This window comes from Luteimonas sp. J29 (genome assembly GCF_000472505.1).
GTDB lineage: Bacteria > Pseudomonadota > Gammaproteobacteria > Xanthomonadales > Xanthomonadaceae > Luteimonas.
This window is the reverse complement of record NZ_AWZR01000002.1, coordinates 25162-50106: the sequence shown is the minus strand read 5'-3', so window position 1 is coordinate 50106 and position 24945 is coordinate 25162. Positions and strand designations below refer to the sequence as shown.

The following is a 24945-nucleotide window of genomic DNA, read 5'->3' as shown; positions in this document are numbered from 1 at the left end:
TTCCCCTGCCAGGCCGGTCGCGCGGCCGCGATCGCGCGCCCGTCAGGCGGCGGCGTAGGCGCCGTAGCCGCGCAGGCGCCGGTAGCGGCGTTCGAGCAGCTCCGGCAGCGGCACGTTCCGGAGCGCGTCGAGTTCATTCATCAGCAGGGTCTTGAGCCGGATCGCGGTCTGGCGCGGGTTGCGGTGCGCGCCGCCGATCGGCTCGCGCATCACCCGGTCGACCAGGCCCAGCTCGTGCAGCCGGCGCGCGGTCAGGCCCAGCTGCTCGGCGGCATCGCGCGCCTTGCCGGCGTCCTTCCACAGGATCGAGGCGCAGCCCTCGGGCGAGATCACCGAGTAGGTGCTGTACTCGAGCATGATCGTGCGGTCGCCGACGCCAATCGCCAGCGCCCCGCCCGAGCCGCCCTCGCCGATCACCGTGCACAGGATCGGGGTGCGCAGCTCGGCCATCTCCAGCAGGTTGCGCGCGATCGCCTCGGACTGGCCGCGCTCCTCCGCACCGATGCCGGGGTAGGCGCCCGGGGTGTCGATGAAGGTCAGCAGCGGGAGCCTGAACCGCTCGGCCAGCTTCATCAGCCGCAGGGCCTTGCGATAGCCCTCCGGGCGCGGCATGCCGAAGTTGCGGCGCACCTTCGACTTGGTGTCGCGGCCCTTCTGGTGGCCGATGATCACCACCGGGCGGCCGTCGATGCGGCCCAGCCCGCCGACGATGGCCGGGTCGTCGGCGTAGGCGCGGTCGCCGGCGAGCTCCTCGAACTCGTCGCACATCACCCGCACGTAGTCCAGGGTGTACGGGCGCATCGGATGGCGCGCCAGCTGCGAGACCTGCCAGGGGCTGAGGTCGCGGAAGATGTGGGCGGTGCGCTTGCGGAGCTTATCCTGCAGCGCCTGGATCTCGGCGTCGATGTTCACCGCCGGGCCGTTGCTGGCCTGGCGCAGCTCGTGGATCTTGGCTTCGAGGTCCGCGATCGGCTGTTCGAAGTCGAGGTAGTTCGGGTTCATGCTCGGACGACGGTCGGCGAAGGTCGCAGTCTAGCCGACCGGGACAGGCTGGACCGTACCCTTGCGTCCGGCGCGCCGGAGGCCCGGTCAGCGGCCGGGGCAGTCCACGGGCGCGGCCGGCGCCGCGCACACGCGGCCCGCGACGCCGGCCAGGTAGCTGGCGACCGAGGGCGTGGCCGGCCTGGCGGCCTCCTGCAACTGGCGCGCGCGGCGCAGGGCGGCCACCGCGCCAGCCGTGTCGCCGGTGGCCAGGCGGGCCTCCGCGAGCGTGCCCCAGGTGCTGGCGTGGCGACTGCTGGGGCCAGTGTAGACGCGGTCGGCCATCGCCGCGCCGCGTTCGGCGGCCTCGAGCGCGGCCGCGGGATCGCCGGTCTCCAGCTGGAGCCGGGCGACGTTGCCCAGGCCGACGACGACGCTGGGGTGGTCGCCGCGGAACATGCGCTCGCGCATCGCCAGCGACTGCCGGTACAGGGCCAGCGCGCCTCCACGGTCGCCGGTCTCCTCGGCCAGCTGGCCGCGGTTGCCGAGCACGATCGCCAGGTCCGGGCTGCCGTCGGGGAACAGGGATTCGAGCTCGGCCTGGGCCTGGCGGTAGAGCTGGTCGGAGCGGGCGTGTTCGCCCTTTCCGTGCGCGACCTGGGCGAGGTTGGACACCAAGTTGGCATGGTCGCTGTCGGGCTTCCCGGTGTCGTGGGAGGCGGTCCACAGGCGTTGGGCCTCCTGCAGCATGGTGTCGGCTTCGTCGTAGCGGTCCTGGGTCATGTAGAGCATGCCCAGGTTGTTGACGAGGTAGAGGTGGATCGGATCGTCCTGCAGTCCCGTCCGGGCGCTGCGCGCGATGCCGTCGCGGTACAGGGCGATCGCCTCGTCGATGCGGCCCTGCTCGTGGCGCAGCCCGGCCAGGCCCTCGATCACGCGCAGCGTGCGCACGTCCTCGACGCCGAACACCGACTCGCTTTCCTGCAGCGCGCGCTCCAGCTGCGCCTGCGCCTGTTCCAGCCGGAACCGGCTGAGCATGCTGTAGCCGATGCCGAAGCGCACGTCCGCGGACAGGTCCGGACGGCCGGAGAAATGCGCATCGATGCGTCCGGCCGCCGCATCCAGCGCCTGGCTCAGGGTGAGTTCGCCGCCGCTGTTGTACGGGTCCGACATCGACAGCACGTCCATCAGGAAGGCGTTGACCTGGCGCATGTCCTGGGCCGCGCGCGCGGCCTGTCGCGCCTGCCAGGCGGCGACGCCGGCCGCGCCCAGCACCGCCGCCGTGGCCAGCGCGGCGAGCGCGGTGCCCAGGCGGTGGCGGCGCATGAACTTGCCGGCGCGGTAGCCGAGCGAGTCGGGGTGGGCGAGCACCGGACGGCCGTCGAGGCGGCGGCGGACGTCGTCGGCCAGCTCCTGCGCCGACCCGTAGCGGCGTTCCACGTCCTTGTGCATCGCGCGCGCGACGATGCGCTCGAGGTCGCCGTCGATCTGGACGAGCCTGCGTTCGCGCACGGCATCGTCGAGGGGCGCCTGGTCGACGGCCACGCGCAGCGGCCGCGGCTGCGTCTCGCAGACCGTGCGTTCGGCTTCGGCCGGGCTCAGGCCAGCCAGTTCATAGGGGCGCACGCCGGTCAGCATCTGGTACAGGAGCACGCCGAGCGAATACACGTCCGAACGCGTGGTCGCCGGCTGGCGTCGCACCTGCTCGGGGCTGGCGTAGGCGGGGGTCATCGCGGTGAGCGAGGTGAGCGTGGAGTCGGCCTGTTCGCCGTCCTCGAGCATCCGCGCGATGCCGAAGTCCAGCAGCTTCGGTTCGCCGTCGGCGCCGACCAGGATGTTCTCGGGCTTGAGGTCGCGGTGCACGATGAGGTGCCGGTGCGCTTCCTGCACGCCATCGCAGACCTTGCAGAACAGGCGCAGGCGCGCCGGGACGTCGAGCGCGCCGCTGTCGCAGTATTCGACCAGCGAGCGGCCCGGCACGTATTCCATTGCCAGCCAGGGGATCCCCGAGGCGGTGCTGCCCCCGTCGAGGATGCGGGCGATGTTGGGATGGGCCAGCCGGGCCAGCAGGCCGCGTTCGTTCTCGAAGCGCGCGATCAGCTGGCGGCGGAACGCCGCGCTCGCGCCCAGGTGCAGCGGCCGGATCAGCTTGAGCGCGACCTGCTGCTCGTAGGCGCGGTCCGCGCGGCGGGCCAGGTAGACCACGCCCATGCCGCCGCTGTCGATGCGCTCGACCAGTTCGAAGCTGCCCAGGCGTTCGCCCAGCTGCGGGAATCCGTCGGGCTCGGGCGTCGCCGGCGGCTGTTCCAGGAAGCCGCCCATCGACTGCTCGGCGTCGAGCAGCCGGACCACGCGGGCGTGCAGCCACGGCGGCAGCGACTGCCGGCCGAGCCACGCGCGACGCTGCGCGGGGGGCTGGTCGAGTGCGCGCTCGAACCACTGGAGGACGTCGCCCTCGGACGGATTCATGGCATATCCCCGGGCCGGCGCGGGTGCCGCCGGAGCGTCGACCCTAGCAAAAGCACCGGCCCCTGGGCACGGTTGGAGGCCCGCCCGCCGCTGCTAGACTCGCCGCAGTGAACGGGGAATTCACCGCATGGCTCGCGGCGTGGCGACAGGGCGACCTGTCGGCACGCGACCGCCTGGTCGACGCCGTCTATCCGGAACTGCGCGCGATCGCGCAGCGCCAGCTCGGCGGCGAGCGCCGGGGCCATACGCTGCAGGCCACCGCCCTGGTCAACGAGGCCTACCTGCGCCTGAGCGGACTGGACCGCATCGAGTGGCAGGACCGGGTTCATTTCATGCACATGGCCGCGCGGGTCATGCGCGAGGTGCTCGTCGACCATGCGCGGCGACGCGCGGCCTCCAAGCGCGACGGCGGCGAGCGCGTGTCATTGACCGGGCTCGACCTGGCCGCGGGCGATGCCGGCGGCATCGACGTCGCCGCGCTCGACGGCGCCCTCGACGCGCTGGAGCGGCTGGACCCGGACAAGGCGCGGATCGTCGAGCTGCGCTACTTCGGCGGGCTCACCATCGAGGAGACCGCCGAGGCCCTGGGCCAGTCCCCCGCGACGATCAAGCGCCACTGGCAGGTCGCGCGCACCTGGCTGTTCGAGGCTCTGTCGGATCAGGGCTGACCACGCCTCGCGCAGGCGCTGGTAGTCGCTGCGTCCCGCGCTCACGATGTCCGCTCCGCCGGCGCCTGCGCCCGCGACCGGAGCAGCAGTCGCTGCAGCAGCCGAGCGGTCGCCGCGCCGGACCAGCCGCGTTCGAGCCCGCGCAGCAGCAGTCGCTCCGCGCGGCGGATATCGGCGTCGCACGCGGTGGCCGCGATGCGCGCGTACAGCACCCGCCGGCTGGAGGCCGGGTCGAGGTCGTCGATGTCCGCGGTGATGCCCATGCCTGTCCCCCGTCCCCGGCGCCGGCCAGGTCGTCCTGCTGGTAGGCGCAGGACGGCGCCATTCCGGCTCACGCGATCCATCGCCCTGCACGGTGAGCCGGTTTCCCCGCCTCCTGCGCCTTCCGGGGTGGAGAGGGCATTCCGCCCCGGGGACACGACATGCGACAGCGCAACCTGGTTCCGGCCCTGACGGGCGTGGTGTTGTCGGCGGCCCTGGCCGCCTGCAGTGGTGGAACGGCGCCTACGCCCGCCCAGGGCGGCTACGGCGGCGGTTGGCCGCAAGGGCCGGTCGGCCAGGGCGACCAGGACGGTCCGGCCGTGCCGCTGCCGCCGGAGATGCAGCAGGCCGAGGGGCCGTCGGGCAACGCGGCTGCCGCGCCCGCAGGGGCGCAGGGCGCCGCGGCGGGCGGGCTGCCGGCGCTGCGGACCGACCAGCTGCAGCAGGTGCGGATCATGGACAGCGCCGGCTTCGGCCAGCCGATGGTGGCCGCGACGGTCGAGATCCCGGCCGGCTGGCAGACCGTCGGCGGCGTCGGCTGGAACGACTCCAGCAGCTGCGTGGCCAACCAGCTGCAGATCACCTGGTCGGCGATCGCGCCCGACAGCCTCACCGCGCTGGAGATCATGCCCGGGTTCAACTGGCAGGTCGCCGGCACCGAGGTCCAGTTCAATCCCTGTCCTTCGGCGCCGTACCGCTCCACCCGCGAACTGCTCGAGGCCACCGTGCAGCGCGCGCGTCCCGGCGCGCGGGTGCTGGACTACCAGCGCATGCCCGAGGTCGAACAGAAGATGGCGCAGATGGCGCAGGGCCAGGGCGGCGCGCAGGCCCAGGTCAGGCCCGACGCCGGCCGCCTGCTGGTGGCCTACGAGAAGGACGGCGTGGACATGCGCGAGATGTTCACCGCCGCGGTGACCTTCAGCCAGGCGCAGGGCAACCTGGTCGGCGGCACCGGGCTGATCCATGCCGCGCGCGCGCCCAACGGCCGCCTCGACTTCTCGCTCACCGAGCGCATCGCCAACAGCATGCAGCCCGATCCGCGCTGGATGGAGGCGATGAAGCAGCGCAGCATGGCCAACATCCAGCGCATCGGCAGCGCGCAGAGCGCGGCCATCAACGACTGGCACAACCGGCAGATGGCGATCATCAACGCCAAGGGCGCGGCCGACCGGCACGCGGAGCGCATGCGCGGCAACCAGCAGGTCGCCGACATCTACAGCGGCATCGCCCGCAACACCTCCGACACCAGCGACCGCATGCAGCAGCGGGCGGTGGCCGCGATCAACGAGGTCAACAACTACACCGGCGTCGACGGCGGCCGCGTGAGCTCGAGCATCCACGGCGGCAACCAGGTGTTCCAGGACACGAGCAACCCGAACAACGCGTACAGCACCAGCGCGCCGTACCCGAACCCGCCGTCGGGCTACGTCGAGCTGCAGCGCGAACCCTGAGCGGCGCAACGCCCATCCGCCCATCCACACCGCGCTGCTCGCCTGGCCGCCGCCATCCGGCCGCCCGCGCCGCGCTTCCATGGAGACACACCATGAATCGAATTCCGATACGCGCGCGAGATGCGCTGGCGGTGGCCTGCACGCTGCTGCTGGCCGCGTGCGGCAGCGACGGCGGCGCGGCCGCGACGGCAGGCGGCGCGCAGGATGCGTTCCCCGGGCCGGGCGCGGGGATGGTGCAGGCCGGCGCGCCGGGCGTCGCCGCGGGCGCGCAGCAGGGCGGCTATCCGCAGGGCCAGTACGCGCAGGGCCAGTACGCCCGGGATCCGTATGCGCAGGAGTATCCGCAGGGCCAGCCTGCGCAGGGCTACCACCCGCAGCAGCAGCCTCCGGCACAGGGCGCGCAGGCGTTTCCCGAGGCCCACGCGGCGCAGCCGGCGGGATATCCCGATCCCTACGCCCCGCAGGCCCGGTACAGCGGTGTGGACCCGGTCATGCCGCAGCAGTCCGGCCAGGGCCAGGCTCCGCAGCAGCCCAGCCAGCAGGAGCTGGAGCGGCGCTATCCGGAAGCGGAGTCGCAGGCGCAGCGGGACCACCAGTCGATCATCGATTCGATCCGCTCGGAGAACGGCCTGCGATGACGCGCCGACCGCGCGGGCGCGCCGCCCGCGCCGGCGCGGAGTCGCCGCCTTCATGCATCCGCCATCACGCCCCTTGCGGGCACCGAAAGGAGTCACCCATGAACCACATCCACCGCATCCGCCGGCTGGGCCTCGTCCTGTCCCCGATGCTGCTGCTGGCCGCAGGCGCGGCGGGCGCGCAGGATTCCTTCGGCCAGTCCCGGGGGCAGCAATACCCGCAGCAGCAACAGCAGTACCCGCAGCAGCCGCAGCAGTATTCGCAGCCGCCGCAGCAGTACCCGCAGCAGCCGCAGCAATACCGGCCGCAGCCGCAGCAGGCGCCCTACAGCGACCAGCCCTACAGCAACCAGAGCGCAATGCCGGCGCCGATGGCGAGCGCGTCCAGCGAAGGACAGGATTTCGGCGTGGCGCCGACCAGCCAGCTGCGGCCGACCCAGCAGCTGCACGGGCCGACGCCGACGTCGATCCCGGGCGGCCGCGTGATCGCGACCCAGCAGCTGGTGCAGCTGCTGCAGGGCGGGCAGCCGGTGGTGCTGCTCGACGTCCTCGGCGGCCCGCAGCTCATCCCGGGCGCCGTCCCGGTCGTGCCCGCGGCCCAGGGCGGCGGCTTCAGCGACGAGGTGCAGCAGGGCTACGGCCAGTACCTGGCCCAGGTCACCGGCGGCGACACCTCGCGCCTGCTGGTGACCTACTGCGGCGGCGTGCAGTGCTGGAGCTCGTACAACGCGGCGCTGCGCGCGATGAAGCTCGGCTACCGCAACGTCGCCTGGTACCGCGGCGGCATCGAGGCCTGGCAGCAGGCGGGCCTGCCGCTGCAGGGCGCGGGTGGACCGGCAGCGCAGCCGCAGCAGCCGCCTTCCGGCCAGCGCCAGTGGTGAGCGCGCGGGGCCATCGCACGCGTGAGGCGGTTCGCCGTCGTTGCGACGCCTTGAACAGTCATGAGGCCGATCGGCCGCGGGGGAGACCGGGGATGAAGCAGCTGGGAGTCGTGGCAGTCGCGCTGGCGTGCGCCACGCTGGCCGCGTGCGCGGCGCAGGACGGGGCTGCGCACGCGGCGCAGGCGGATGCGTCGCGGCAGGTGTCGGCGGACGCGCCCGCGGACCGCGGCGTACCGCCGCCGCTGCTCGATACCAGCCGCCTGGTGGCGACGGAAATCGTCGACCAGGCCGGCTTCGGGCGGCCGGTGGCGGCGTGGCGCCTGCAGGCGCCGGCCGGCTGGCAGACCACCGGTGGCGTGACCTGGAATGATGGCGCCAACTGCCACTCCAACATGGTCCAGACCGGCTGGTCGGCGATCGCGCCCGACAGCGTCAGCATCATCGAGGTCATGCCGGGCTTCGCCTGGCAGGTGGCCGGCAGCGAGATCCGGACCGATCCCTGCCCGGTGGCGTCGCACCGCACGGCGCGCGAGTTCCTGGAGGCCGCCGCGCAGCAGTCGCGTCCCGGCGCCAGGATCCTGGACTACGTCGAACAGCCCGACTGGGCGCGGCTGGCGCAGCAGCGCAGCGACGAACAGATGCGCAGGATGGGCGAGGCCCTGGCACCGGGCCAGACCCGCACGGTCGAGGCGGGCAGCGTGCTGCTGGCCTTCCAGCAGGACGGCATCGAGATGCGCGAGGTGCTGTCGGCGGTGGTGAGCTTCGTCAGCCTGGGCGGCCACCGCAACGGCAGCGCGGGCACGGTCGTGTCGTACCGGGCGCCGCACGGGCGGCTCGACATGGCGCTGGCCGAGCGCGTCGCCACGACGCTGGAGCAGGATCCGCAGTGGCTGGACCTGGCCCTGCCGCGGCTCAAGCGCAACGTCCAGGCCTACTTTTCCGGCCAGCGGCGCCAGATCGACGAATGGCACAGCCGGCAGATGGCGATCATCAACGCCCGCGGCATGGCCGACCGCCACGCCATCCGCATGCGCAACAGCCGCGAGGTCGCCGGCATCTACAGCGCCATCGCCGCCAGCACCAGCGCGACCAGCGATGCGATCCACCGGCGCGGCCTGGAGGCGGTGGGCGAATACGACACCTACGTCGGCTCGGCCGGGACGACGGTGCAGTCGAGCATCCACGGCGGCAGCCGGGTGTTCCAGGACACGCACGATCCGGGCCGGGCCTACAGCACGGACGATCCGCGTCCGGACCCGCCGAGCGGCTACGTGGAGCTGGAGCGGATGCCTTGATGGAGGGCTGCCGCGATCGTGGTCATGGCCTTCGCGCCTGCGTGACGTTGGTCTGGCTGTGCGGCTGGCTGCTGTCCGGCTGCGGCGGCCACGCGCCCGCCGCTGCGACGGTCGATGCGGCGGCGTCCGTCGCCGCGCTGCCGGGCCAGGACCGGTTTGCCGGCAGCTGGCAGGTCGCGGCGGACGCGGCGGTCGTCGCATCGGTGCCATTCGCGACCGCCGCACGCGGGCGGGTGGCCGTGCACGAGTCGATCACCGGGGCAGGCCAACCGGTCGAACTGGGCAGCATCGAGATTCCGGAAGGGTGGCTGGTCGCGACCCCTCTGCCGGCCTGCCCGGCCTGGGGAGAGTGCCTGCTGTGGCGCGCCCACTCGCCCGACGGTCGGGCGGAGATCGCGCTGCTGGCGCCGCTGCGCGAATCCGGCGGCACGCCGCCGGCGGGCGCGGGCCCGGCGCCGGCGCGCGTCGCGGCGTCGTGGCTCGAGCGCGGCGCCGCGGCCGGGGATGGGGTGGAGCAGGTGGACGCCGGCCAGGTCGAAGCGGTCATGCCGGCCACCCGCAGGCGCTGGTCGAGCGGCGGCGCGTGGCGGTGGCTGGCGCACGATGTCCCCGACGGGCGCCTGCACGAATGGCTGGCGCTGGACGTGGAGAGCGCGGCCACCGGCGGCCGCCATCGCGACGCGCAGAGCGGTCCCCTGCTGCGCATCCGCGCGCCGGCGGGCCAGTTCGATGCCGATGCCGCGCAGGCCGTGCGCGCATCGCTGCGCTACCGCGACGCATGGTTCCCGGCATGGTGGCTGGCCTGGGAGCTGCGCCAGGTGCGCGCGACCTGCGAAGGCGGGTTCCACGACGGCTTGTGCCGCCGCCAGCCCTCGCCGTATGTCGACTACTTCCAGGCGCCGTCCAGCATCGGCGTCTGGGATCTGCGCGCCCGGGGCTACGACGCGCCTGACGCGCGCTACGACCGCTGAGGCCGCGCGGTGTCGGGCGGCGCAGTCGGCATCGAAGGCGTGGGCGGGCGGGCACCGCTGCTGCGGACCGAGGCCTGGCTGCTGCGCGGGCTGTCGGCCATTCCAGGCGAACTGGTCCTGGACCGGGACGGCATCGCCTTCCTCGCCACCGGGCCGGGCAGTGCCGGCCCGCGCGCGCTGCGAACGCTCGAACGCCAGCTGCGGTCGCCGTGGCGTGTGGCCGACGCCGGACACGGCCATGCCGGTGCGCAGCTCTTCCACTGGCCGCTGCGGCGCGTGTCGGTGCAGGTGCCCTGGTACTACTTCTCCGGCGGCCTGAAGCTGGGCCACGGCGGCGTCGTGCTGCGCTTCAGCTTCGGCCGGCCGGGCAACATGGAGTTGGCCCGGGACCTGGCTTCGGCCTGGGACGCGCTGCGCACCGTGCACGCGATGCGCCGCTGCGGAAAGGCATGGCTGCATGCGCTGGAGCGGGCGCGGTCGGCGGCCGGGGACGAGGCGACCGGATCGAGGCGCGTCCGGCTGCGCGCATCGCGATGATCGGGTGGGCGGGCAGGCGCCGGCTGATGCACGGCCGCGTGCGCCGGCGACGCAACGTGGCCGGCCGCGCTCAGTTCACCCAGGGTCGCGCCAGCGACAGCTTCACCTGGCGCACGCCGGGCAGGCTGCGCAGGGTGGAGGGCAGGTCGGGGGCGACACGGATGCCGTGCGCGCCGTTGACGTCGAGCTTGCCCGCCGCGCCGGCAGGCAGCAGCAGGTCGTAGCGCAGCGGGGTCTTGCCGGGGCGGTGCTGGGCGAACAGCGATTCGACCCGGTCGAGTGCGCCGGGCACGCGCAGGTCGAGCTGCAGCGCCAGGCCGTTGGCGTGCTGCTGGCAGACCTGCTCGAAGTCCCAGCAGCGGCGCGCGCGCAGCGAGAAGCCGCCGCTGAATTCGTCCTCGCGCAGGCCGCCCTCGATGATCAGGATGCGGTCGCGGGTGAGCAGGGTGGAATTGGCGTAGTACTCCTCGGCGAAGAACGCGCATTCCAGCCGGCCGCGCCCGTCCTCGATCAGCACGAAGGCCTGCGAGTCGCCGCGCTTGCGCATCGACAGCACCTGGCCGGCGACGACCACGGTGGTCTCCGGTCGCCAGCCGCGCGATTCGGATTCGCTGCGCGCCGCCCACAGCTGGTCGAGCTGGCCCAGGTCGTGGCCGACCAGCGCGCGCAGCTCCTCGCGGTAGGGGTCGAGCGGATGGCCGCTGAGGTAGTGGCCCAGGGTCTCGCGCTCGCCATCGAGCTTCTGCTTGAGCGGCCATTCCTCGCAGGTCGGCAGGTCGATCTGGATGTCGGCCTCGCCGCCGCCGCCGAACATGTCGAACATGCCCGCGGCGCGGTTCTTCGCGATCTGGTCGGTGGCCTTGAGCACCTCGGGCAGCTGCAGCATCAGCGAGGCGCGGTTGGGCGCGAGCGCATCGAGCGCGCCGGCCTGGACCAGGGCTTCGAGCGCGCGCCGGTTGAGGCGCGAGGAGTCGACCCGCTTGCAGAAGTCGTACAGGTCGCGGTAGCCGCCCCCGCGCGCCTCGACGATCGCCTCGCAGGCGCCGCGGCCCACGCCCTTCACCGCGCCCAGCCCGTAGCGGATCGTGGTGCGCCGGCCCTGCGCGTCTTCGTCGCCGTCGATCGCCTCGAACATGTAGGCCGAGGCGTTCACGTCCGGCGGCAGCACGGTCAGGCCCATGGCCTTGGCCTCGTTGAGGAAGCCGACCACCTTGTCGGTGTTGTCCATGTCCGAGGACATCACCGCGGCCATGAACTCGGCCGGGTAGTGCACCTTCAGCCACGCGGTCTGGTAGGCGACCAGCGCGTAGGCGGCCGAGTGCGACTTGTTGAAGCCGTATTCGGCGAACTTCTCCATCAGGTCGAAGATCTGGGTCGCGGTCTTCGCGTCGACCCCGTTGGCCGCGGCGCCGGCTTCGAACTTGGCGCGCTCCTTGGCCATCTCCTCGGGCTTCTTCTTGCCCATCGCGCGGCGCAGCAGGTCGGCGCCGCCGAGCGAATAGCCGGCCAGGACCTGGGCGATCTGCATCACCTGTTCCTGGTACACGATCACGCCGTAGGTCGGCTTGAGCACCGGCTCCAGCGCCGGGTGCGGGTAGCTGACCTCCTCGATCCCGTGCTTGCGGTCGCACCATTGGCGGTCCATGCCCGAACCCAGCGGGCCGGGCCGGAACAGCGCCGCCAGCGCGATGATGTCCTCGAAGGTGTCGGGCCTGGCGCGCTTGAGCAGTTCGCGCATGCCGCGCGACTCGAACTGGAACACCGCGACCGTGTCGCCGCGCGCGAACAGCTCGTAGGTGGCCCTGTCGTCGAGCGGCAGCGCGCCGATGTCGAGCGGTTCCTCGCCGGCGGCCGCGCGGCGGCGGTTGATCGCCTTGACCGCCCAGTCGATGATCGTGAGCGTGCGCAGGCCGAGGAAGTCGAACTTCACCAGGCCCACCGCCTCGACGTCGTCCTTGTCGAACTGGGTGACCGGGTTCTTGCCGCGGCCGCCCTCGTCGTGTTCGGCGAACAGCGGGCAGAAGTCGGACAGGGGCGAGGGCGCGATCACCACGCCACCGGCGTGCTTGCCGGCGTTGCGGGTCAGGTCTTCCAGCTGCAGTGCGAGGTCGACCAGGTCGCGGACCTCGTCCTCGGTCTCGTAGCGCTGCTTGAACTCGGCGACGACGTAGCGCTCGTCCTTCTGCGCGCGCTTGCTGCGGCCGATCGCGTCCTCGAGCGAGAGCGGGTCGGCCGGCTGCAGCGGGATCAGCTTGGACAGGCCGTCGACGAAGCCGTAGGGATGGCCCAGCACGCGCCCGGCGTCGCGCAGCACCGCCTTCGCGGCCATGGTGCCGTAGGTGATGATCTGGCTGACCCGGTCGCGGCCGTACTTGCGCGCCACGTACTCGATCACCTCGTCGCGGCGGTCCATGCAGAAGTCGATGTCGAAGTCGGGCATCGACACGCGTTCGGGGTTGAGGAAGCGCTCGAACAGCAGGTCGTAGGGCAGCGGGTCGAGGTCGGTGATCTCCAGCGCCCAGGCCACCAGCGAGCCGGCGCCCGAGCCGCGCCCCGGACCCACCGGGATGCTGTGCTCCTTGGCCCAGCGGATGAAGTCCGAGACGATCAGGAAGTAGCCCGGGAAGCCCATCGAGACGATCACGTCCAGCTCGCGCTCGAGCCGTTCGGCATAGCTCTCGGGAGTGTGGCCCGGCGCCAGCGGGGCACGGGCCAGGCGCCGGGCCAGACCGTCGCGGGCCTCGCGCCGGATCCAGGTGTCCAGGGTCTCGCCTTCCGGCACCGGGTAGGCCGGCAGGAAGTACTTGCCCAGCCGCAGTTCGATGTTGCAGCGCTGGGCCAGGGCGATGGTGTTGTCGATCGCGTCGGGGACGTCGGCGAACAGCTCCGCCATCTCCTCGCTCGACTTCAGGTACTGCCCCGGCGCGTACTCGCGCGGGCGGCGCGGATCGTCCAGCACCCGGCCCGAGGCGATGCACACGCGGGCCTCGTGGGCCTCGAAGCCGTCGGCATGCAGGAAGCGGGCGTCGTTGCTGGCCACCACCGGGATCGAGCGCGTGCTCGAGGCGTGCAGGGCGAAGGCATTGAACAGCTCCTCGCCCTCGAGCCCGCAGCGGGTGAGTTCGAGGAAGCAGTGTTCGCCCCAGGTGCGCTGCAGGTCGGCGAGCGCGGCGCCGGCCAGGTCCTCGCGGCCGCCGGCCAGGAGCTGGCCCACCCGGCTGTTGCGCCCGGCCAGGGCGAACAGGCCCTGGGTGCCTTCCGCCAGCCACTGCGGCCGTACCACCACGCCATCCTGGCGGTGGCCTTCCATCCACGCCCGGGTCAGCAGCCGCGACAGCGACAGGTATCCGGCGTGGTCGCGGCACAGCAGGGTCAGCAGCGAGGCCGGCTCGTCGCCCTCGGCGACCATCACGTCGGCGCCGGCGATCGGCTTGAGCCCTGCCGCCTCCGCGGCCCGGTAGAACTTCACCAGCGCGAACAGGTTGTTGCGGTCGGTCACCGCCACCGACGGTTGCCCCAGTTCGGCGCAGCGACGCACGAGATCCGGGATCCGGATCGTCGAATCGACCAGCGAGTACTCGCTGTGGACGTGGAGGTGGACGAAACGGGACATCGTGGCCACGGCAGGCAGGCCCGGGCAGGGTAGGGGCCGCGGGAGGGCCGGACAAGGCTTGACACGGGGTCCCCGGCGCCGGCCGGGTCCCCGGGGCCGACCCGCCCGGGGTTTGCCTTCGGTCCCGGTTGCCGGCACTCTTGGTAGCGCTATCACTGCGGCCTGGCGATGCCTGCGAAGACGGGCGCCAGGCCCCCGGGAGGACCATGCAGGACGATCGCGGCAAGACACGGCCAGGCGAAGTGCTGTCCCTGCGCGAAAAGGCGGGCTACGGCATCGGCGACTTCGGCTTCAACCTGTACTGGGCCAACATCTCGGCCTTCCTGATGTACTTCTACACCGACGTCATGGGCCTGGCGGCCGCCGCCGTGGGCACCATGATGCTGGTCACCAAGCTGGTCGATGCGGTCACCGACCCGCTGATCGGGGCAATAGCCGACCGCACCCGCACCCGCTGGGGCCGGTTCCGGCCCTACCTGCTGTCCGGCGCGCTGCCGCTGGCCTTCACCGGGGTGCTGACCTGGACCGTGCCGGACTTCGGGCCCACCGGCAAGCTGGTCTGGGCCTACGCCACCTTCAGCCTGATGATGCTGGCCTACACCGTGCTGAGCATGCCGTACTCGGCGCTGAGCGGGGTGATGACCGCCGACAGCCAGCAGCGCACCACCCTGGTGAGCTTCCGCTTCATCGCCGCCTTCGCCGGCACGACCGTGGTCAACGCGCTCACCCTGAAGCTGGTGGCGACGCTGGGTGGCGACGACGCCCGGCTGGGCTGGCAGCTGACCCTGGCGGCATACGGCGCGGTCGCGTGCCTGGCCTTCCTGGTGGTGTTCGCCAGTACCCGCGAGCGGATCCAGCCGCCCCCGCAGCAGCGCAGTTCGGTCCGCGGGGACATCGGCGACCTGCTCCGCAACCGCCCGTGGCTGGTGCTGTTCGTGCTGGCCCTGGTCATCATGGTGACGATCGTGATGCGCAGCGGCTCGCTGGTGTACTACCTCAAGTACTACGTCGAGCGGCCCGAACTGATCCCGCGCTTCCTGACCTGGTACTCCGTCGGCCTGGCCGTGGGCGCGGCCCTGACCCCGGTGCTGACCCGGTTCCTGGACAAGCGCGCGGCGATGATGTGGCTGATGATCGGCGCCGGGCTCGTCTCGTGCGCCATGTTCCTGGTGCCGCGCGAGCAGGTCGGGACCATGCTCGTGCTCAACACCCTGGTCGGCCTGCTGCTCGGGCCGAAGTCGCCGCTGGCATTCTCGATGTACGCCGACTGCGCCGACTACACCGAGTGGAAGACCGGGCGCCGCGCCACCGCGATGACCTTCGCCGCAGCCACGTTCTCGCAGAAGCTCGGCGGGGCGCTGGCCTCGGCGGTCATCGGCTGGGTGCTGGCGGCGATGGGCTACGTCGCCAACCAGGCCCAGTCCGACGCCTCGCGACTGGGCATCATCCTGCTGCTGACCGTGATCCCCGGGGTGGTGGCGCTGATGGCCGGGCTGCTGATGCGCGCCTATCCGCTGGACGACGCGACGCTGGCGCGGCTGCAGGCCGACCTCGCGGCCAGGCGGGCCGCAACCGCATGAGCGCTCCCTGCGCGTTCGAGGACCACGGCCGCCGCTGCGTGCTGCGCAGCCCGCTGGCGATGCCGCACGCATCGACCTTCCTGTGGAACCGGCGCATGCTGCTGCAGCTCGGCTGCCGCGGCTACGCCACCGCGCAGTTCATGCAGCCCGAGCCGGCCAAGTACGCGCACGCGCCCGTGCTCGAGGCCAGGACCTTCATGCAGCCCGAGCAGCCGACCTACGCCCACCACCCGGGCCGGTTCTGCTACGTGAAGGACGAGGACGCCGGGCTGCTGTTCTCGGCGCCGCATGCGCCGGTCAACCGGCGTCCCGACGAGTTCGCGTTCTCGGTCGGCGCGGCCGACGTCGAATGGACGGTGCGCTGCGACGGGATCGAGGTCGCGATGTCGGTCGCGCTGCCGCCCGACGACGTCGCCGAACTGTGGACCATCCGCGTGCGCAACCGCTCCGGGCGCGCGCGCCGGCTGTCGCTGTACCCGTACTTCCCGGTCGGCTACATGTCGTGGATGAACCAGGCCGGCAGCTACCGCGCCGACCTGGGCGGGATCGTGTGCACCAGCGTCACCCCCTACCAGAAGGTCGAGGACTGGTTCCGCCAGCGCGACTTCCTCGACCGTACCGTGCTGCTGCACGACCGCGCCCCCGCGGCGTGGGAAGCCAACCAGGCCGCGTTCGAGGGCGAGGGCGGGCTCGCGGCGCCGGACGCGATCGTCTCCCGCGCGCGCCTGGCCTGCGGCGACGCGCTGTACGAGACGCCGACCGCGGTGCTGCAGTACCCGCTGGAGCTGCTGCCCGGCGCCGAGGAGCCGTTCCGCTTCGTGTTCGCCCCCGCGCGCGACGACGCCGGCGTCGAGGCGCTGCGCGCGCGCCACCTGGGCGCGGGGGGCTTCGAACGCGCGGCCTCGGGCCAGCAGGCGCGCCTGTCCGCCGCGCGCGGTTGCATCGAGGTCGAGACGCCCGATCCCTGGTTCGATGCCTTCGTCAACCACTGGCTGCCGCGCCAGGTGTTCTACCACGGCGACAGCAACCGCCTGACCACGGACCCGCAGACCCGCAACTACCTGCAGGACCACATGGGCATGGCCTACCTCGACCCGCAGGCGGCGCGCGCGGCGCTGCTGCGCGCGCTGTCGCAGCAGGCGGCGGACGGGGCGATGCCCGACGGCATCCTGCTGGTGGAAGGCGCGCAGTTGAAATACATCAACCAGGTGCCGCACACCGACCACTGCGTGTGGTTGCCGGTGTTCCTGGAGGCCTACCTCGACGAGACCGGCGACCTCGCCGTGCTCGATGCCGCGGTGGCCGACCGCGAAGGCGCGACCCGCAGCGTGGCCGAACGCATCGACCTGGCGATGCGCTGGCTGCTCGCCCGGCGCGACGGGCGCGGGCTGAGCTACATCGCCCAGGGTGACTGGTGCGACCCCATGAACATGGTCGGCTGGAAGGGTCGCGGGGTGTCGGGCTGGCTGTCGCTGGCCTCCGCGCACGCGCTGCGCCTGTGGGCGGGCATCTGCCGGCGGCGCGGTCGCGATGCCGAGGCCGGCGAGTTCGCCGCCGGCGCGGAGGCGTTCAACGCGGCGGTCAACGAGTGGCTCTGGGACGGCGACTGGTACGCGCGCGGGATCACCGACGACGGGGTCGTGTTCGGCGCCCGCCACGACGCGGAGGGCCGGATCTACCTCAATCCCCAGAGCTGGGCGCTGCTCAGTGGCGCGGCCGACGACGAACGCCGCGCGCGCATGGTGGCCGCGGTCGAGGCGGAGCTGGCCTCGCCCTGGGGCGTGGCCATGCTCGGCCCGCCCTACACCGGCATGCGCGAGGACGTGGGCCGGCTGACCCAGAAGTTCCCGGGCTCGGCCGAGAACGGCGCGATCTACAACCACGCCGCCGCGTTCTGGATGCACGCACTCTACCGGGTCGGCGAGTCCGACCGCGCCTGGCGCACGCTGCGCGCGATGCTGGCCGGTCCCGATGCCGATGACTGCATCCGCCGCGGCCAGCTGCCGGTATTCGTGCCCAACTACTACCGCGGCGCCTGGCGCCTGCACCCGCGCACCGCGGGGCGGTCCAGCCAGCTGTTCAACACCGGCACCGCCGCGTGGATGTACCGCTGCACGGTGGAGTCGCTGTTCGGCCTGCGCGGCGACGGCGACGGGCTGCGGATCGCCCCGCAGCTGCCCTCGCACTGGCCGCGCGCGCGCGCGCTGCGCCGCTTCCGCGGGGCGGAGTTCGACGTGCAGATCACGCGCGAGCCCGGCATCGTGGCGACGCGTGTGGAGGTGGACGGCAGGCCGTTGCCCGGCGGGCGCCTGGCCGACGTCGAAGCCGGGCGCCGCTACCGTGTGGCGGCGTGGCTGCCGGAGGCGGGAGGCGCGGGATGAGCGACGTGCGGGTGGCGGTGGTGATGGGCGTGTCGGGCAGCGGCAAGACCACGCTCGCGCGTGCGCTGGCCAGCGCCTGGGGCGCGGTCTTCCTCGACGCCGACGACTTCCACAGCGAGGAGGCGCGTGCACACATGGCCAGCGGCCGGGCGCTCACCGACGAGATGCGCCAGCCCTGGGTCGAGCGGATCGTGGCCGAGCTGCGCCGGCGCGTGGACGCCGGGGAACGCGTGGGGCTGGCGTTTTCCGGGCTGCGCCGCCGCCACCGCGACATGCTGCGCGAGGCGGGCCTGCCGCTGCGCTTCCTGTTCCTGCACGGCGACCGCGGGCTGATCGCGGCGCGGATGCGCGCGCGCAGCGGCCACTACATGCCGGTCTCGCTGCTCGACAGCCAGTTCGCCGCGCTCGAGCCGCCGCAGGGCGAGCCGGACGTTCACGGGATCGAGATCGACGCGCTGCCGGCGCGGATCCTGCAGCAGGCGCTCGACGCACTGGGTTGACGCGGCGCCTCGCGCGCCCCGCCGGTAGCTCAGAACAGCGCCAGCTGCGCGACCGGGGCGAAGCTGCGCCGGTGGTGCGGACAGGGGCCGTGCTCGCGCAGGGCCGCCAGGTGCGAGGGCGACGGATAGCCCTTGTGCCGGTCGAAGCCGTACTGCGGGAACTGCGCGTGCAGTTCCAGCATCGCCCGGTCGCGGGCGACCTTGGCCAGGATCGACGCGGCCATGATCGCCGGATCCTGCGCATCGCCGCCGACCACGGCCTCGGCCCGGCAGGGCAGGTCCGCCGGCAGGCGGTTGCCGTCGATGCGGGCGCGCGTCGCGGCCGGGTCCAGCGCGCACAGGGCGCGCCGCATGCCGGTCAGGCGCGCCTGCAGGATGTTGAGGGCATCGATCTCCTCGACCCGCACGAACTCGATCCGCCACGCGTAGGCCGAGGCGATGATCTGCGGGTACAGCGCCTCGCGCCTGGCCGGGCTGAGCTTCTTGGAGTCGTCGAGACCGTCGATCGGGCGGCGCGGATGGAGGATCACCGCGGCCACCACCACCGGCCCGGCCAGCGGCCCGCATCCGGCCTCGTCGACGCCGGCCACGCGCCAGCTCACCGCGGCGCCTCCAGCAGTCCGGCGACGGCTTCGGCGGCGGTGGCCGAGGCGTTGCGGCGCAGGGCGATGTGCAGGTCGCGGTACACCGGTTCCAGCGCGGCGGTCGCCGCCGGGTCGGAGAACCACTGCACGACCGCCCCGGCCAGCCGCTCCGGCGTGCAGTGGTCCTGCATCAGCTCCGGGGCGATGGTCTGGCCGGCGAGCACGTTCGGCAGCGCGTAGCGGTCCACCTTGAGCAGGCCCAGCGTGCGCACGATCCGGTAGGTGGTCGGGGCGATCCGGTATCCGACCACCATCGGCCGCTTGGCCAGCATGGTTTCCAGGGTCGCGGTCCCGGACGCGAGCAGGACCACGTCGGCGGCGGTGATCGCCTCGCGCGCGCGACCCTCGAGCAGGCGGACGCTGCCCGGAGGCAGGGGGGCGGCCGCGAGCAGTTCCCGGATCGCCTGTTCGCAGGCGGGCGTGGCCGCCGGTACCAGGATCCGCAGGCCCGGCACCGCGCGCGCGACGCGCCCGGCGGCGTCGAGGAACACCGCGCCCAGGCGTTCGATCTCGCCCAGCCGCGAGCCCGGCAGCACCGCCAGCACCGGCCCCTCGTCGTCGAGGCCGAGTTCGGCGCGCGCACGCCGCCGGTCGGGGTTGAGCGGCATGGCGTCGGCCATCGGATGGCCGACGAAGCGGGCGTCCACGCCGTGGCGGGCGTAGATCGGCGGCTCCATCGGGAACAGGCACAGCACCAGGTCCGCGCTGCGCCCGATCTTCGCCGCGCGTCCCTCGCGCCAGGCCCAGACCGACGGGCTCACGTAGTGGACCGTGCGCACGCCCCGGCGCTTGAGCCAGCGCTCGACGCCGAGGTTGAAGTCGGGGGCGTCGACGCCGATGAACACGTCCGGGCGCCAGTCGAGCAGCCTGCGGCGCAGGCGCCTGCGCAGGGCGAGCAGCCGTGGCAGGTGGTGCAGCACCTCGCTCAGGCCCATCACCGCCAGCTCCGAGGCGTCGTGCCAGGTGTCGACGCCGGCCTCGCGCATCCGCGCCCCGCCCACGCCGGCGAACTCCGCGCCCGGCAGGCGCGCCGCGAGCTCCGCCACCAGTCCGGCGCCGAGCAGGTCGCCCGAGGCCTCGCCGGCGCACAGCGCGATCCGCGGCGGGCGCGCGTCGGCTGCCGCAAGGGACGGGACCTCGCCGGCCGCCGCTGCGTGGACCCTCATCGTGTCGTCGCCGCCGCCGGCCATGGCCTTCAGCGCAGCAGCGGACGCTCGCCGTGCTCGATGAAATCGAGCATCGCCCGCACGTCCTCGCTGCCGGACGCGGCGATCTCGGCCAGCTCGGCGCGGGCTTCCTCGAGCTTGGCGTCGCCCAGGTAAAGCGCGCGGTAGGCCCGGCGGATCGCGGCAATGCGCGCGGGATCGAAGCCGCGGCGCTTGAGGCCTTCGGCGTTGATGCCGCGCGGACGCGCGTACTTGTCCTGGGCCACCATCAGGAACGGCGGCACGTCGCCGTTGACGAACGCGCCCATGCCGATGAAGGCGTGGGCGCCGATGCGGCAGAACTGGTGCACGCCGGCGAAGCCGCTCAGGATCACGTGGTCGCCCACGTGGACGTGGCCGGCGAGGCTGGCGTTGTTGGAGAACACGCAGTGGTTGCCGACCACGCAGTCGTGTGCGACGTGGGTGTAGGCCAGGAACCAGTTGTCGCTGCCGATGCGGGTGACCCCGCCGCCGTCGCCGGTGCCGCGGTTGAAGGTGACGAACTCGCGCACCAGGTTGCGGTCGCCGATCTCCAGCGACACGGTCTCGCCGCGGTACTTCTTGTCCTGGGGGTCGCCGCCGATCGCGGCGTGGCCGACGATGCGGTTGTCGCGCCCGATCCGGGTCGGGCCGTGCACGCTGCAGTGCGGGCCGATCCGGGTGCCGTCCCCGATCTCCACCCCGGGACCGATCCAGGTGAACGCGCCCACCGACACCCCTTCGCCAAGCCGCGCCGATGGATCCACGACCGCGGTGGGATGGATGTCCGCGGCCATGTCAGGTGCGCACCTCGGCGCAGAGGATGTCGGCGCAGGCCACCTGCTCGCCGTCGACGCGCGCCACGCCGCCGTACAGGGTCATGTTGCGGATCTCGCGCTTGATCTCGACCTCGAGGTCGAGCCGGTCGCCGGGCACCACCATGCGCGAGAACTTCGCGTTGTCCACCTTGACCAGGTACGACAGCCGGCCCTCGAGACCGCCGCCGTGGGTGAGCTGGGTCAGCACGCCGCCGGCCTGGGCCAGGGCCTCGATCACCAGCACCCCGGGCATCACCGGGCGGTGCGGGAAGTGGCCGGTGAAGAACGGCTCGTTGGCGCTGACGTTCTTGTAGCAGAGCACGCGCTTGCCCGGCTCGGCCTCGACCACGCGGTCGACCAGCAGGAACGGGTAGCGGTGCGGGAGCAGCTCGCGGATGCCGGGAATGTCGATGGGGAACGTGACCTGTTGGTTCATCCTGTGTCCTTGGGCGACGTGCCCACCCGCCGGGCGAGCGCGTCGAGCTGCTTGAAACGGACCGCGTTGCGCCGCCAGCTGCGGCTGTCCATCAGCGGCGTGCCGGAAGAATACTCCCCAGGCTCGCGGATCGAATGGGTCACCAGGCTCATCGCGGTGACCACGACGTTGTCGCAGATCTCCAGGTGCCCGGCGATGCCGGCGGCGCCGCCGATCATGCAGTATCGCCCGATCGTGGTGCTGCCGGCCACGGCGACGCAGCCGGCCATGGCGGTGTGGGCGCCGACGCGGACGTTGTGGGCGATCTGGATCTGGTTGTCCAGGCGCACGTCCGGGCCCAGCACGGTGTCCTCGATCGCGCCGCGGTCGATGGTGGTGTTGGCGCCGATCTCGCAGTCGTCGCCGACCTGCACGCCGCCCAGCTGCGGCACCTTGATCCAGTGGGGTTCCCCCTCGCCGCGCTCGAGCGCGAGGCCGAAGCCGTCCGCGCCCAGCACCGCGCCCGGATGCACCAGCACCCGGCGCCCGAGCCGGACCCGGCGCACCAGGGTCACCCGGGCCACGAGGTGGCAGCCGGCCCCGACCTCGCAGTCCTCGCCGACCACGCAACCAGGTCCGATCCGCGCCCCGGCCGCGATCCGGCTGCCGGCGCCGACGCAGGCCAGCGGCCCGACGGAGGCCGCGGGGTCGACCTCGGCCGCGGGGTCGACCACGGCGGTCGGGTGGATGCCGGGTTCATGCGCCGGCGCCTCGTCGAACAGCGCGGCGATGCGGGCGAAGGCCACGTACGGGTCGCGCGCCAGCAGCACGTCGCCGTCGTGGCCCTCGACGTCGCGTTCGCGCGCCACCACCAGTCCGGCCGAGGTGGTCGCCAGCTGGCCGCGGTAGCGCGGGTTGGCGAGGAAGGACAGCTGCGAGGGGCCGGCGCCGGCGAGGGTGCCGACGCCTTCGATGGTGCGCCCGGGGTCCCCGCGCAGCGCCAGCGCGAATCGCTCGGCGAGGTCCCCCGCGCGGATCTGGACGGCCCGGCGCGCCATCGTCCGCGAAGGCGGCTAGAACGCGCCGCCGAAGGTGAACTGCAGGCGCTCGAGCTCGTCGCCGTGCTCGATCACCCGGCCGTTGGCGTCGCGCACCTGGTCGCGCGAGCGCAACGGGTAGGCGTAGCTGATCGAGATCGGGCCCACCGGCGCGCGCCACATCAGGGCGACGCCGGCCGATGCGCGCAGCTCGCTGCTCTCGAAGGCGTCGATGTCGCGGAACACGTTGCCCACGTCGACGAACGCCGACACGCGCGCGGCCGGCGACTTGATCAGCTGCGGGAAGAACATCTCCAGCGAGCCGACGGTCTTGAGCGAGCCGCCCATCGGCTGCAGGTAGGCGCTGTTGAACGCGGACTCGCGCGGGCCGAGGGTGTTGTCGCGGAAACCGCGCACCGAGCGCGCGCCACCGGCGTAGAAGTTCTCGAAGAACGGCAGGCCGCTGGCGACCAGGGTCTTGTCGTACACCGATCCGTCGCGGCAGGTGCCGTCGGGCCCGGGCGTGGTCAGGTCGTCGGCGAGCGTCGTCCCGGGCGGCGGCAGCGGATGCGAGCCCTGGGCGCGGCAGAACACGCGCACCAGGTCGTCGCCGTAGCTGTCGCCGTAGCCGACCTCGAAGCGGGTGTTGAGCACCAGGTGGCGGTTGATCGGCCAGTACTTGGAGAACTCGTAGTTGATCTTGTAGTACTCGACCGTGGAGCCGGGCAGGGTGGTCTCCAGCGAGACGCGCTGCAGGGTGCCGCGGGTCGGCTGCAGGTAGTCGTTGCGCGAGTCGCGGGCCCACGCCAGTTCGGCGCGCCAGGCGTGGAAGGTGCGCTGGCCGACCGCATCGATGTAGTCGACGATCGACTGCGGCGAGGAGCCGCGCCAGGCGAAGATCTGGTTGCGGTCGATGCCGAACAGCGCCGAGATGGTGTCGGATTCGGTGATCGGCAAGCCGAGGAACACCTGGCCGGCGGCGTTGGTCGAGGAGAACTGCGCGGTGTTGAACTCGGAGTTGTCGAACTCGCGCCACCACAGGTTGTAGCCCAGCGACAGGCCTTCGTCGGTGAAGTACGGGTTCAGGAACGAGAACGAGTAGCGCTGCAGGTAGACGTTGCGCTGGGCCTCGACCGAGACGCGGTTGCCGCTGCCGAGGAAGTTGTTCTGCGACAGCTGGACCGACGTGGTCACGCCGGCGAGCTGCGAGTAGCCGAGGCCGAAGATGAAGCTTCCCGAGGTGGTCTCGGTGACGTTGAACACCACGTCGACCTGGTCGTTGCTGCCGGGCACCGGCACGGACTCGACGTTGACGCTGCCCGACTCGAAGTAGCCCAGCCGCTGCAGGCGGACCTTGGAACGGTCGATCGCCGCCTGCGAGTACCACGCGCCCTCGAACTGGCGCATCTCGCGGCGCAGCACCTCGTCGGAGGTGCGGGTATTGCCGCGGAACACGATCCGGCGCACGTTCACGCGCGGGCCCGGCACCACCTGCAGCTTGATCCCGACCGTGCGCTTCTCGCGGTCGATGTCGGGGATGGTGTTGACCTGGGCGAAGGCGTAGCCGATGTTGCCGAGCGTGGCGGTGATCGAGTCGGCGGTGAGCTCGAGCAGGACGCGCGAGAACACGCTGCCCTCGCGGATCGCGACCAGGCGCTCGAGGTCCTCCTTGGGCAGCACGGTGTCGCCGGTCAGCTCGACCGAGGAAACGGTGTAGATCTCGCCCTCGGACACCCCGGCGCTGATGTACATGTCGCGCTTGTCGGGGCTGATCGAGACCTGGGTACTGTCGATGCTGAAGTCGACGTAGCCGCGGTCGAGGTAGAAGTTGTGCAGCTTCTCCAGGTCGCCCGACAGCTTCTCCTTGGAGTACTGGTCGTCGCGACGGTACCAGCTGAGCCAGTTGCTCTCCGCCGACTCCCAGCTGTCGGTCAGCTCTTCCTGCTCGAAAAGCTCGTTGCCGACCAGGTTGATGTGCCGGATCTTGGCCGCCTTGCCTTCCTTGATCGCGATCGTCACGTCGACGCGGTTGCGGTCGAGCGGGCTGACCGTGGGGGTGATCTCGACGTTGTACTTGCCGCGGTTGTTGTACTGGCGGGTGAGTTCCTGGGTGACGCGGTCCAGCGCCAGCCGGTCGAAGGTCTCGCCCTCGGCCAGGCCGATGTCGCGCAGGCCCTTGGCCAGGTCCTCGGTCTTGATGTCCTTGTTGCCGGTCAGGGTCAGCTTGTTGATCGCCGGGCGCTCGGTGACCGTGATCACCAGGATGTCCCCCTGGCGCCCCACCTGGACGTCCTCGAAGAACCCGGTCCGGTACAGCGCGCGGATCGCCTCGCCGATGCGGTTCTGGTTGACGGTGTCGCCGCGCTCGATCGGCAGGTAGGTGAACACGGTGCCGGCGCCGATGCGCTGCAGCCCGTCGATGCGGATGTCGCTGACCGTGAAGCTGCCCGGCGCGCGCGCCAGCGCCTGCGGCGGGGCCGGGAACGCCCCCTGCGGATCGGCTGCCTGCTGGGCCCAGGAAGGCGCGATGACCGCCGCGAGGGCGAGTGCGAGCATGTGGCGGGCAGGGATACGCGTCATCGATCGGTCCGGATTGGGGAAGAGCTCCGCTGCTGCCGCAGCGG

Annotated in this window: 20 protein-coding genes; 10 read left to right on the top strand and 10 right to left on the bottom strand. The window is 72.4% G+C overall.

What is annotated here, in order from left to right; all coding sequences use genetic code 11:
- Nucleotides 1-42 precede the first annotated feature (42 nt).
- Entirely contained in the window at nucleotides 43-1002 is a 960-nt protein-coding gene (locus tag LUTJ29_RS0103110) for an acetyl-CoA carboxylase carboxyltransferase subunit alpha (RefSeq protein ID WP_027071268.1), read from the bottom strand.
- An 87-nt stretch (nucleotides 1003-1089) separates the two neighbouring features.
- Nucleotides 1090-3450 (bottom strand): serine/threonine-protein kinase, encoded by a 2361-nt coding sequence (locus LUTJ29_RS0103105; protein WP_027071267.1) that lies wholly within the window; start codon nucleotides 3448-3450, stop codon nucleotides 1090-1092.
- 107 nt (nucleotides 3451-3557) lie between these two features.
- On the opposite strand from LUTJ29_RS0103105, the gene LUTJ29_RS15935 reads away from it, so the two are divergent.
- Entirely contained in the window at nucleotides 3558-4118 is a 561-nt protein-coding gene (locus LUTJ29_RS15935; RefSeq protein ID WP_043740306.1) for a sigma-70 family RNA polymerase sigma factor, read from the top strand.
- Between the two features lie 41 nt (nucleotides 4119-4159).
- Here LUTJ29_RS15935 and LUTJ29_RS0103095 read toward each other — a convergent pair whose 3' ends face one another.
- Nucleotides 4160-4381: a hypothetical protein gene (locus LUTJ29_RS0103095; protein ID WP_027071266.1), complete on the bottom strand. Its 222-nt coding sequence runs from the start codon at nucleotides 4379-4381 to the stop codon at nucleotides 4160-4162.
- Nucleotides 4382-4540: 159 nt separating this feature from the next.
- Between LUTJ29_RS0103095 and LUTJ29_RS0103090 the strand changes: the two genes are divergently transcribed.
- From LUTJ29_RS0103090 to LUTJ29_RS0103065, 6 genes are all read left to right on the top strand, one after another.
- Nucleotides 4541-5830, top strand: coding sequence for a hypothetical protein (locus LUTJ29_RS0103090; protein WP_027071265.1), 1290 nt, complete (start codon nucleotides 4541-4543; stop codon nucleotides 5828-5830).
- 92 nt (nucleotides 5831-5922) lie between these two features.
- Nucleotides 5923-6468 carry a hypothetical protein gene (locus LUTJ29_RS0103085; protein WP_144774394.1) on the top strand — a complete coding sequence of 182 codons (546 nt, stop codon included), beginning with the start codon at nucleotides 5923-5925 and terminating at the stop codon, nucleotides 6466-6468.
- A 98-nt stretch (nucleotides 6469-6566) separates the two neighbouring features.
- On the top strand, nucleotides 6567-7346 hold the full coding sequence (locus LUTJ29_RS17980) for a rhodanese-like domain-containing protein (protein ID WP_051322649.1): 780 nt from the start codon (nucleotides 6567-6569) through the stop codon (nucleotides 7344-7346).
- Nucleotides 7347-7438: 92 nt separating this feature from the next.
- Nucleotides 7439-8641, top strand: coding sequence for a hypothetical protein (locus LUTJ29_RS0103075; protein WP_027071263.1), 1203 nt, complete (start codon nucleotides 7439-7441; stop codon nucleotides 8639-8641).
- 41 nt (nucleotides 8642-8682) lie between these two features.
- Nucleotides 8683-9612: a hypothetical protein gene (locus LUTJ29_RS0103070; RefSeq protein ID WP_156911533.1), complete on the top strand. Its 930-nt coding sequence runs from the start codon at nucleotides 8683-8685 to the stop codon at nucleotides 9610-9612.
- A 9-nt stretch (nucleotides 9613-9621) separates the two neighbouring features.
- A complete protein-coding gene (locus tag LUTJ29_RS0103065; protein ID WP_144774397.1) occupies nucleotides 9622-10149 on the top strand; it encodes a hypothetical protein in 528 nt (175 codons plus the stop codon).
- 70 nt (nucleotides 10150-10219) lie between these two features.
- On the opposite strand, the gene dnaE is transcribed toward LUTJ29_RS0103065, so the two are convergent.
- The gene (gene dnaE, locus LUTJ29_RS0103060) at nucleotides 10220-13762 is read right to left on the bottom strand and encodes a DNA polymerase III subunit alpha (RefSeq protein WP_027071260.1); all 3543 of its coding nucleotides are present in this window, start codon (nucleotides 13760-13762) and stop codon (nucleotides 10220-10222) included.
- A 206-nt stretch (nucleotides 13763-13968) separates the two neighbouring features.
- On the opposite strand from dnaE, the gene LUTJ29_RS0103055 reads away from it, so the two are divergent.
- Genes LUTJ29_RS0103055 through LUTJ29_RS0103045 form a run of 3 tightly spaced genes read left to right on the top strand, consistent with a single transcriptional unit; the run spans nucleotide 13969 to nucleotide 18223 of the window.
- Nucleotides 13969-15342: an MFS transporter gene (locus LUTJ29_RS0103055; RefSeq protein ID WP_051322648.1), complete on the top strand. Its 1374-nt coding sequence runs from the start codon at nucleotides 13969-13971 to the stop codon at nucleotides 15340-15342.
- The gene (locus LUTJ29_RS0103050; protein ID WP_027071258.1) at nucleotides 15339-17723 is read left to right on the top strand and encodes an NdvB protein; all 2385 of its coding nucleotides are present in this window, start codon (nucleotides 15339-15341) and stop codon (nucleotides 17721-17723) included. The genes LUTJ29_RS0103055 and LUTJ29_RS0103050 overlap by 4 nt, the downstream gene beginning before the upstream one ends.
- Nucleotides 17720-18223, top strand: coding sequence for a gluconokinase (locus LUTJ29_RS0103045; RefSeq protein ID WP_027071257.1), 504 nt, complete (start codon nucleotides 17720-17722; stop codon nucleotides 18221-18223). Before LUTJ29_RS0103050 ends, LUTJ29_RS0103045 begins: the two co-directional genes overlap by 4 nt.
- 29 nt (nucleotides 18224-18252) lie before the next feature.
- Here the strand turns inward: LUTJ29_RS0103045 and LUTJ29_RS15925 are convergent, their stop codons facing one another.
- From LUTJ29_RS15925 to bamA, 6 genes are read right to left on the bottom strand one after another with little or no spacing between them, the layout of a single operon-like run.
- Nucleotides 18253-18825 (bottom strand): ribonuclease HII, encoded by a 573-nt coding sequence (locus LUTJ29_RS15925; RefSeq protein WP_043740303.1) that lies wholly within the window; start codon nucleotides 18823-18825, stop codon nucleotides 18253-18255.
- A complete protein-coding gene (gene lpxB, locus LUTJ29_RS0103035; protein WP_232221143.1) occupies nucleotides 18822-20033 on the bottom strand; it encodes a lipid-A-disaccharide synthase in 1212 nt (403 codons plus the stop codon). Before lpxB ends, LUTJ29_RS15925 begins: the two co-directional genes overlap by 4 nt.
- 29 nt (nucleotides 20034-20062) lie before the next feature.
- The gene (gene lpxA / locus LUTJ29_RS0103030; RefSeq protein ID WP_027071255.1) at nucleotides 20063-20848 is read right to left on the bottom strand and encodes an acyl-ACP--UDP-N-acetylglucosamine O-acyltransferase; all 786 of its coding nucleotides are present in this window, start codon (nucleotides 20846-20848) and stop codon (nucleotides 20063-20065) included.
- A 1-nt stretch (nucleotide 20849) separates the two neighbouring features.
- A complete protein-coding gene (gene fabZ, locus LUTJ29_RS0103025; RefSeq protein WP_027071254.1) occupies nucleotides 20850-21305 on the bottom strand; it encodes a 3-hydroxyacyl-ACP dehydratase FabZ in 456 nt (151 codons plus the stop codon).
- On the bottom strand, nucleotides 21302-22342 hold the full coding sequence (gene lpxD, locus LUTJ29_RS0103020) for a UDP-3-O-(3-hydroxymyristoyl)glucosamine N-acyltransferase (RefSeq protein WP_043740299.1): 1041 nt from the start codon (nucleotides 22340-22342) through the stop codon (nucleotides 21302-21304). Before lpxD ends, fabZ begins: the two co-directional genes overlap by 4 nt.
- Before the next feature lie 15 nt (nucleotides 22343-22357).
- Nucleotides 22358-24901 carry an outer membrane protein assembly factor BamA gene (gene bamA / locus LUTJ29_RS0103015; protein ID WP_027071252.1) on the bottom strand — a complete coding sequence of 848 codons (2544 nt, stop codon included), beginning with the start codon at nucleotides 24899-24901 and terminating at the stop codon, nucleotides 22358-22360.
- Nucleotides 24902-24945 lie beyond the last annotated feature (44 nt).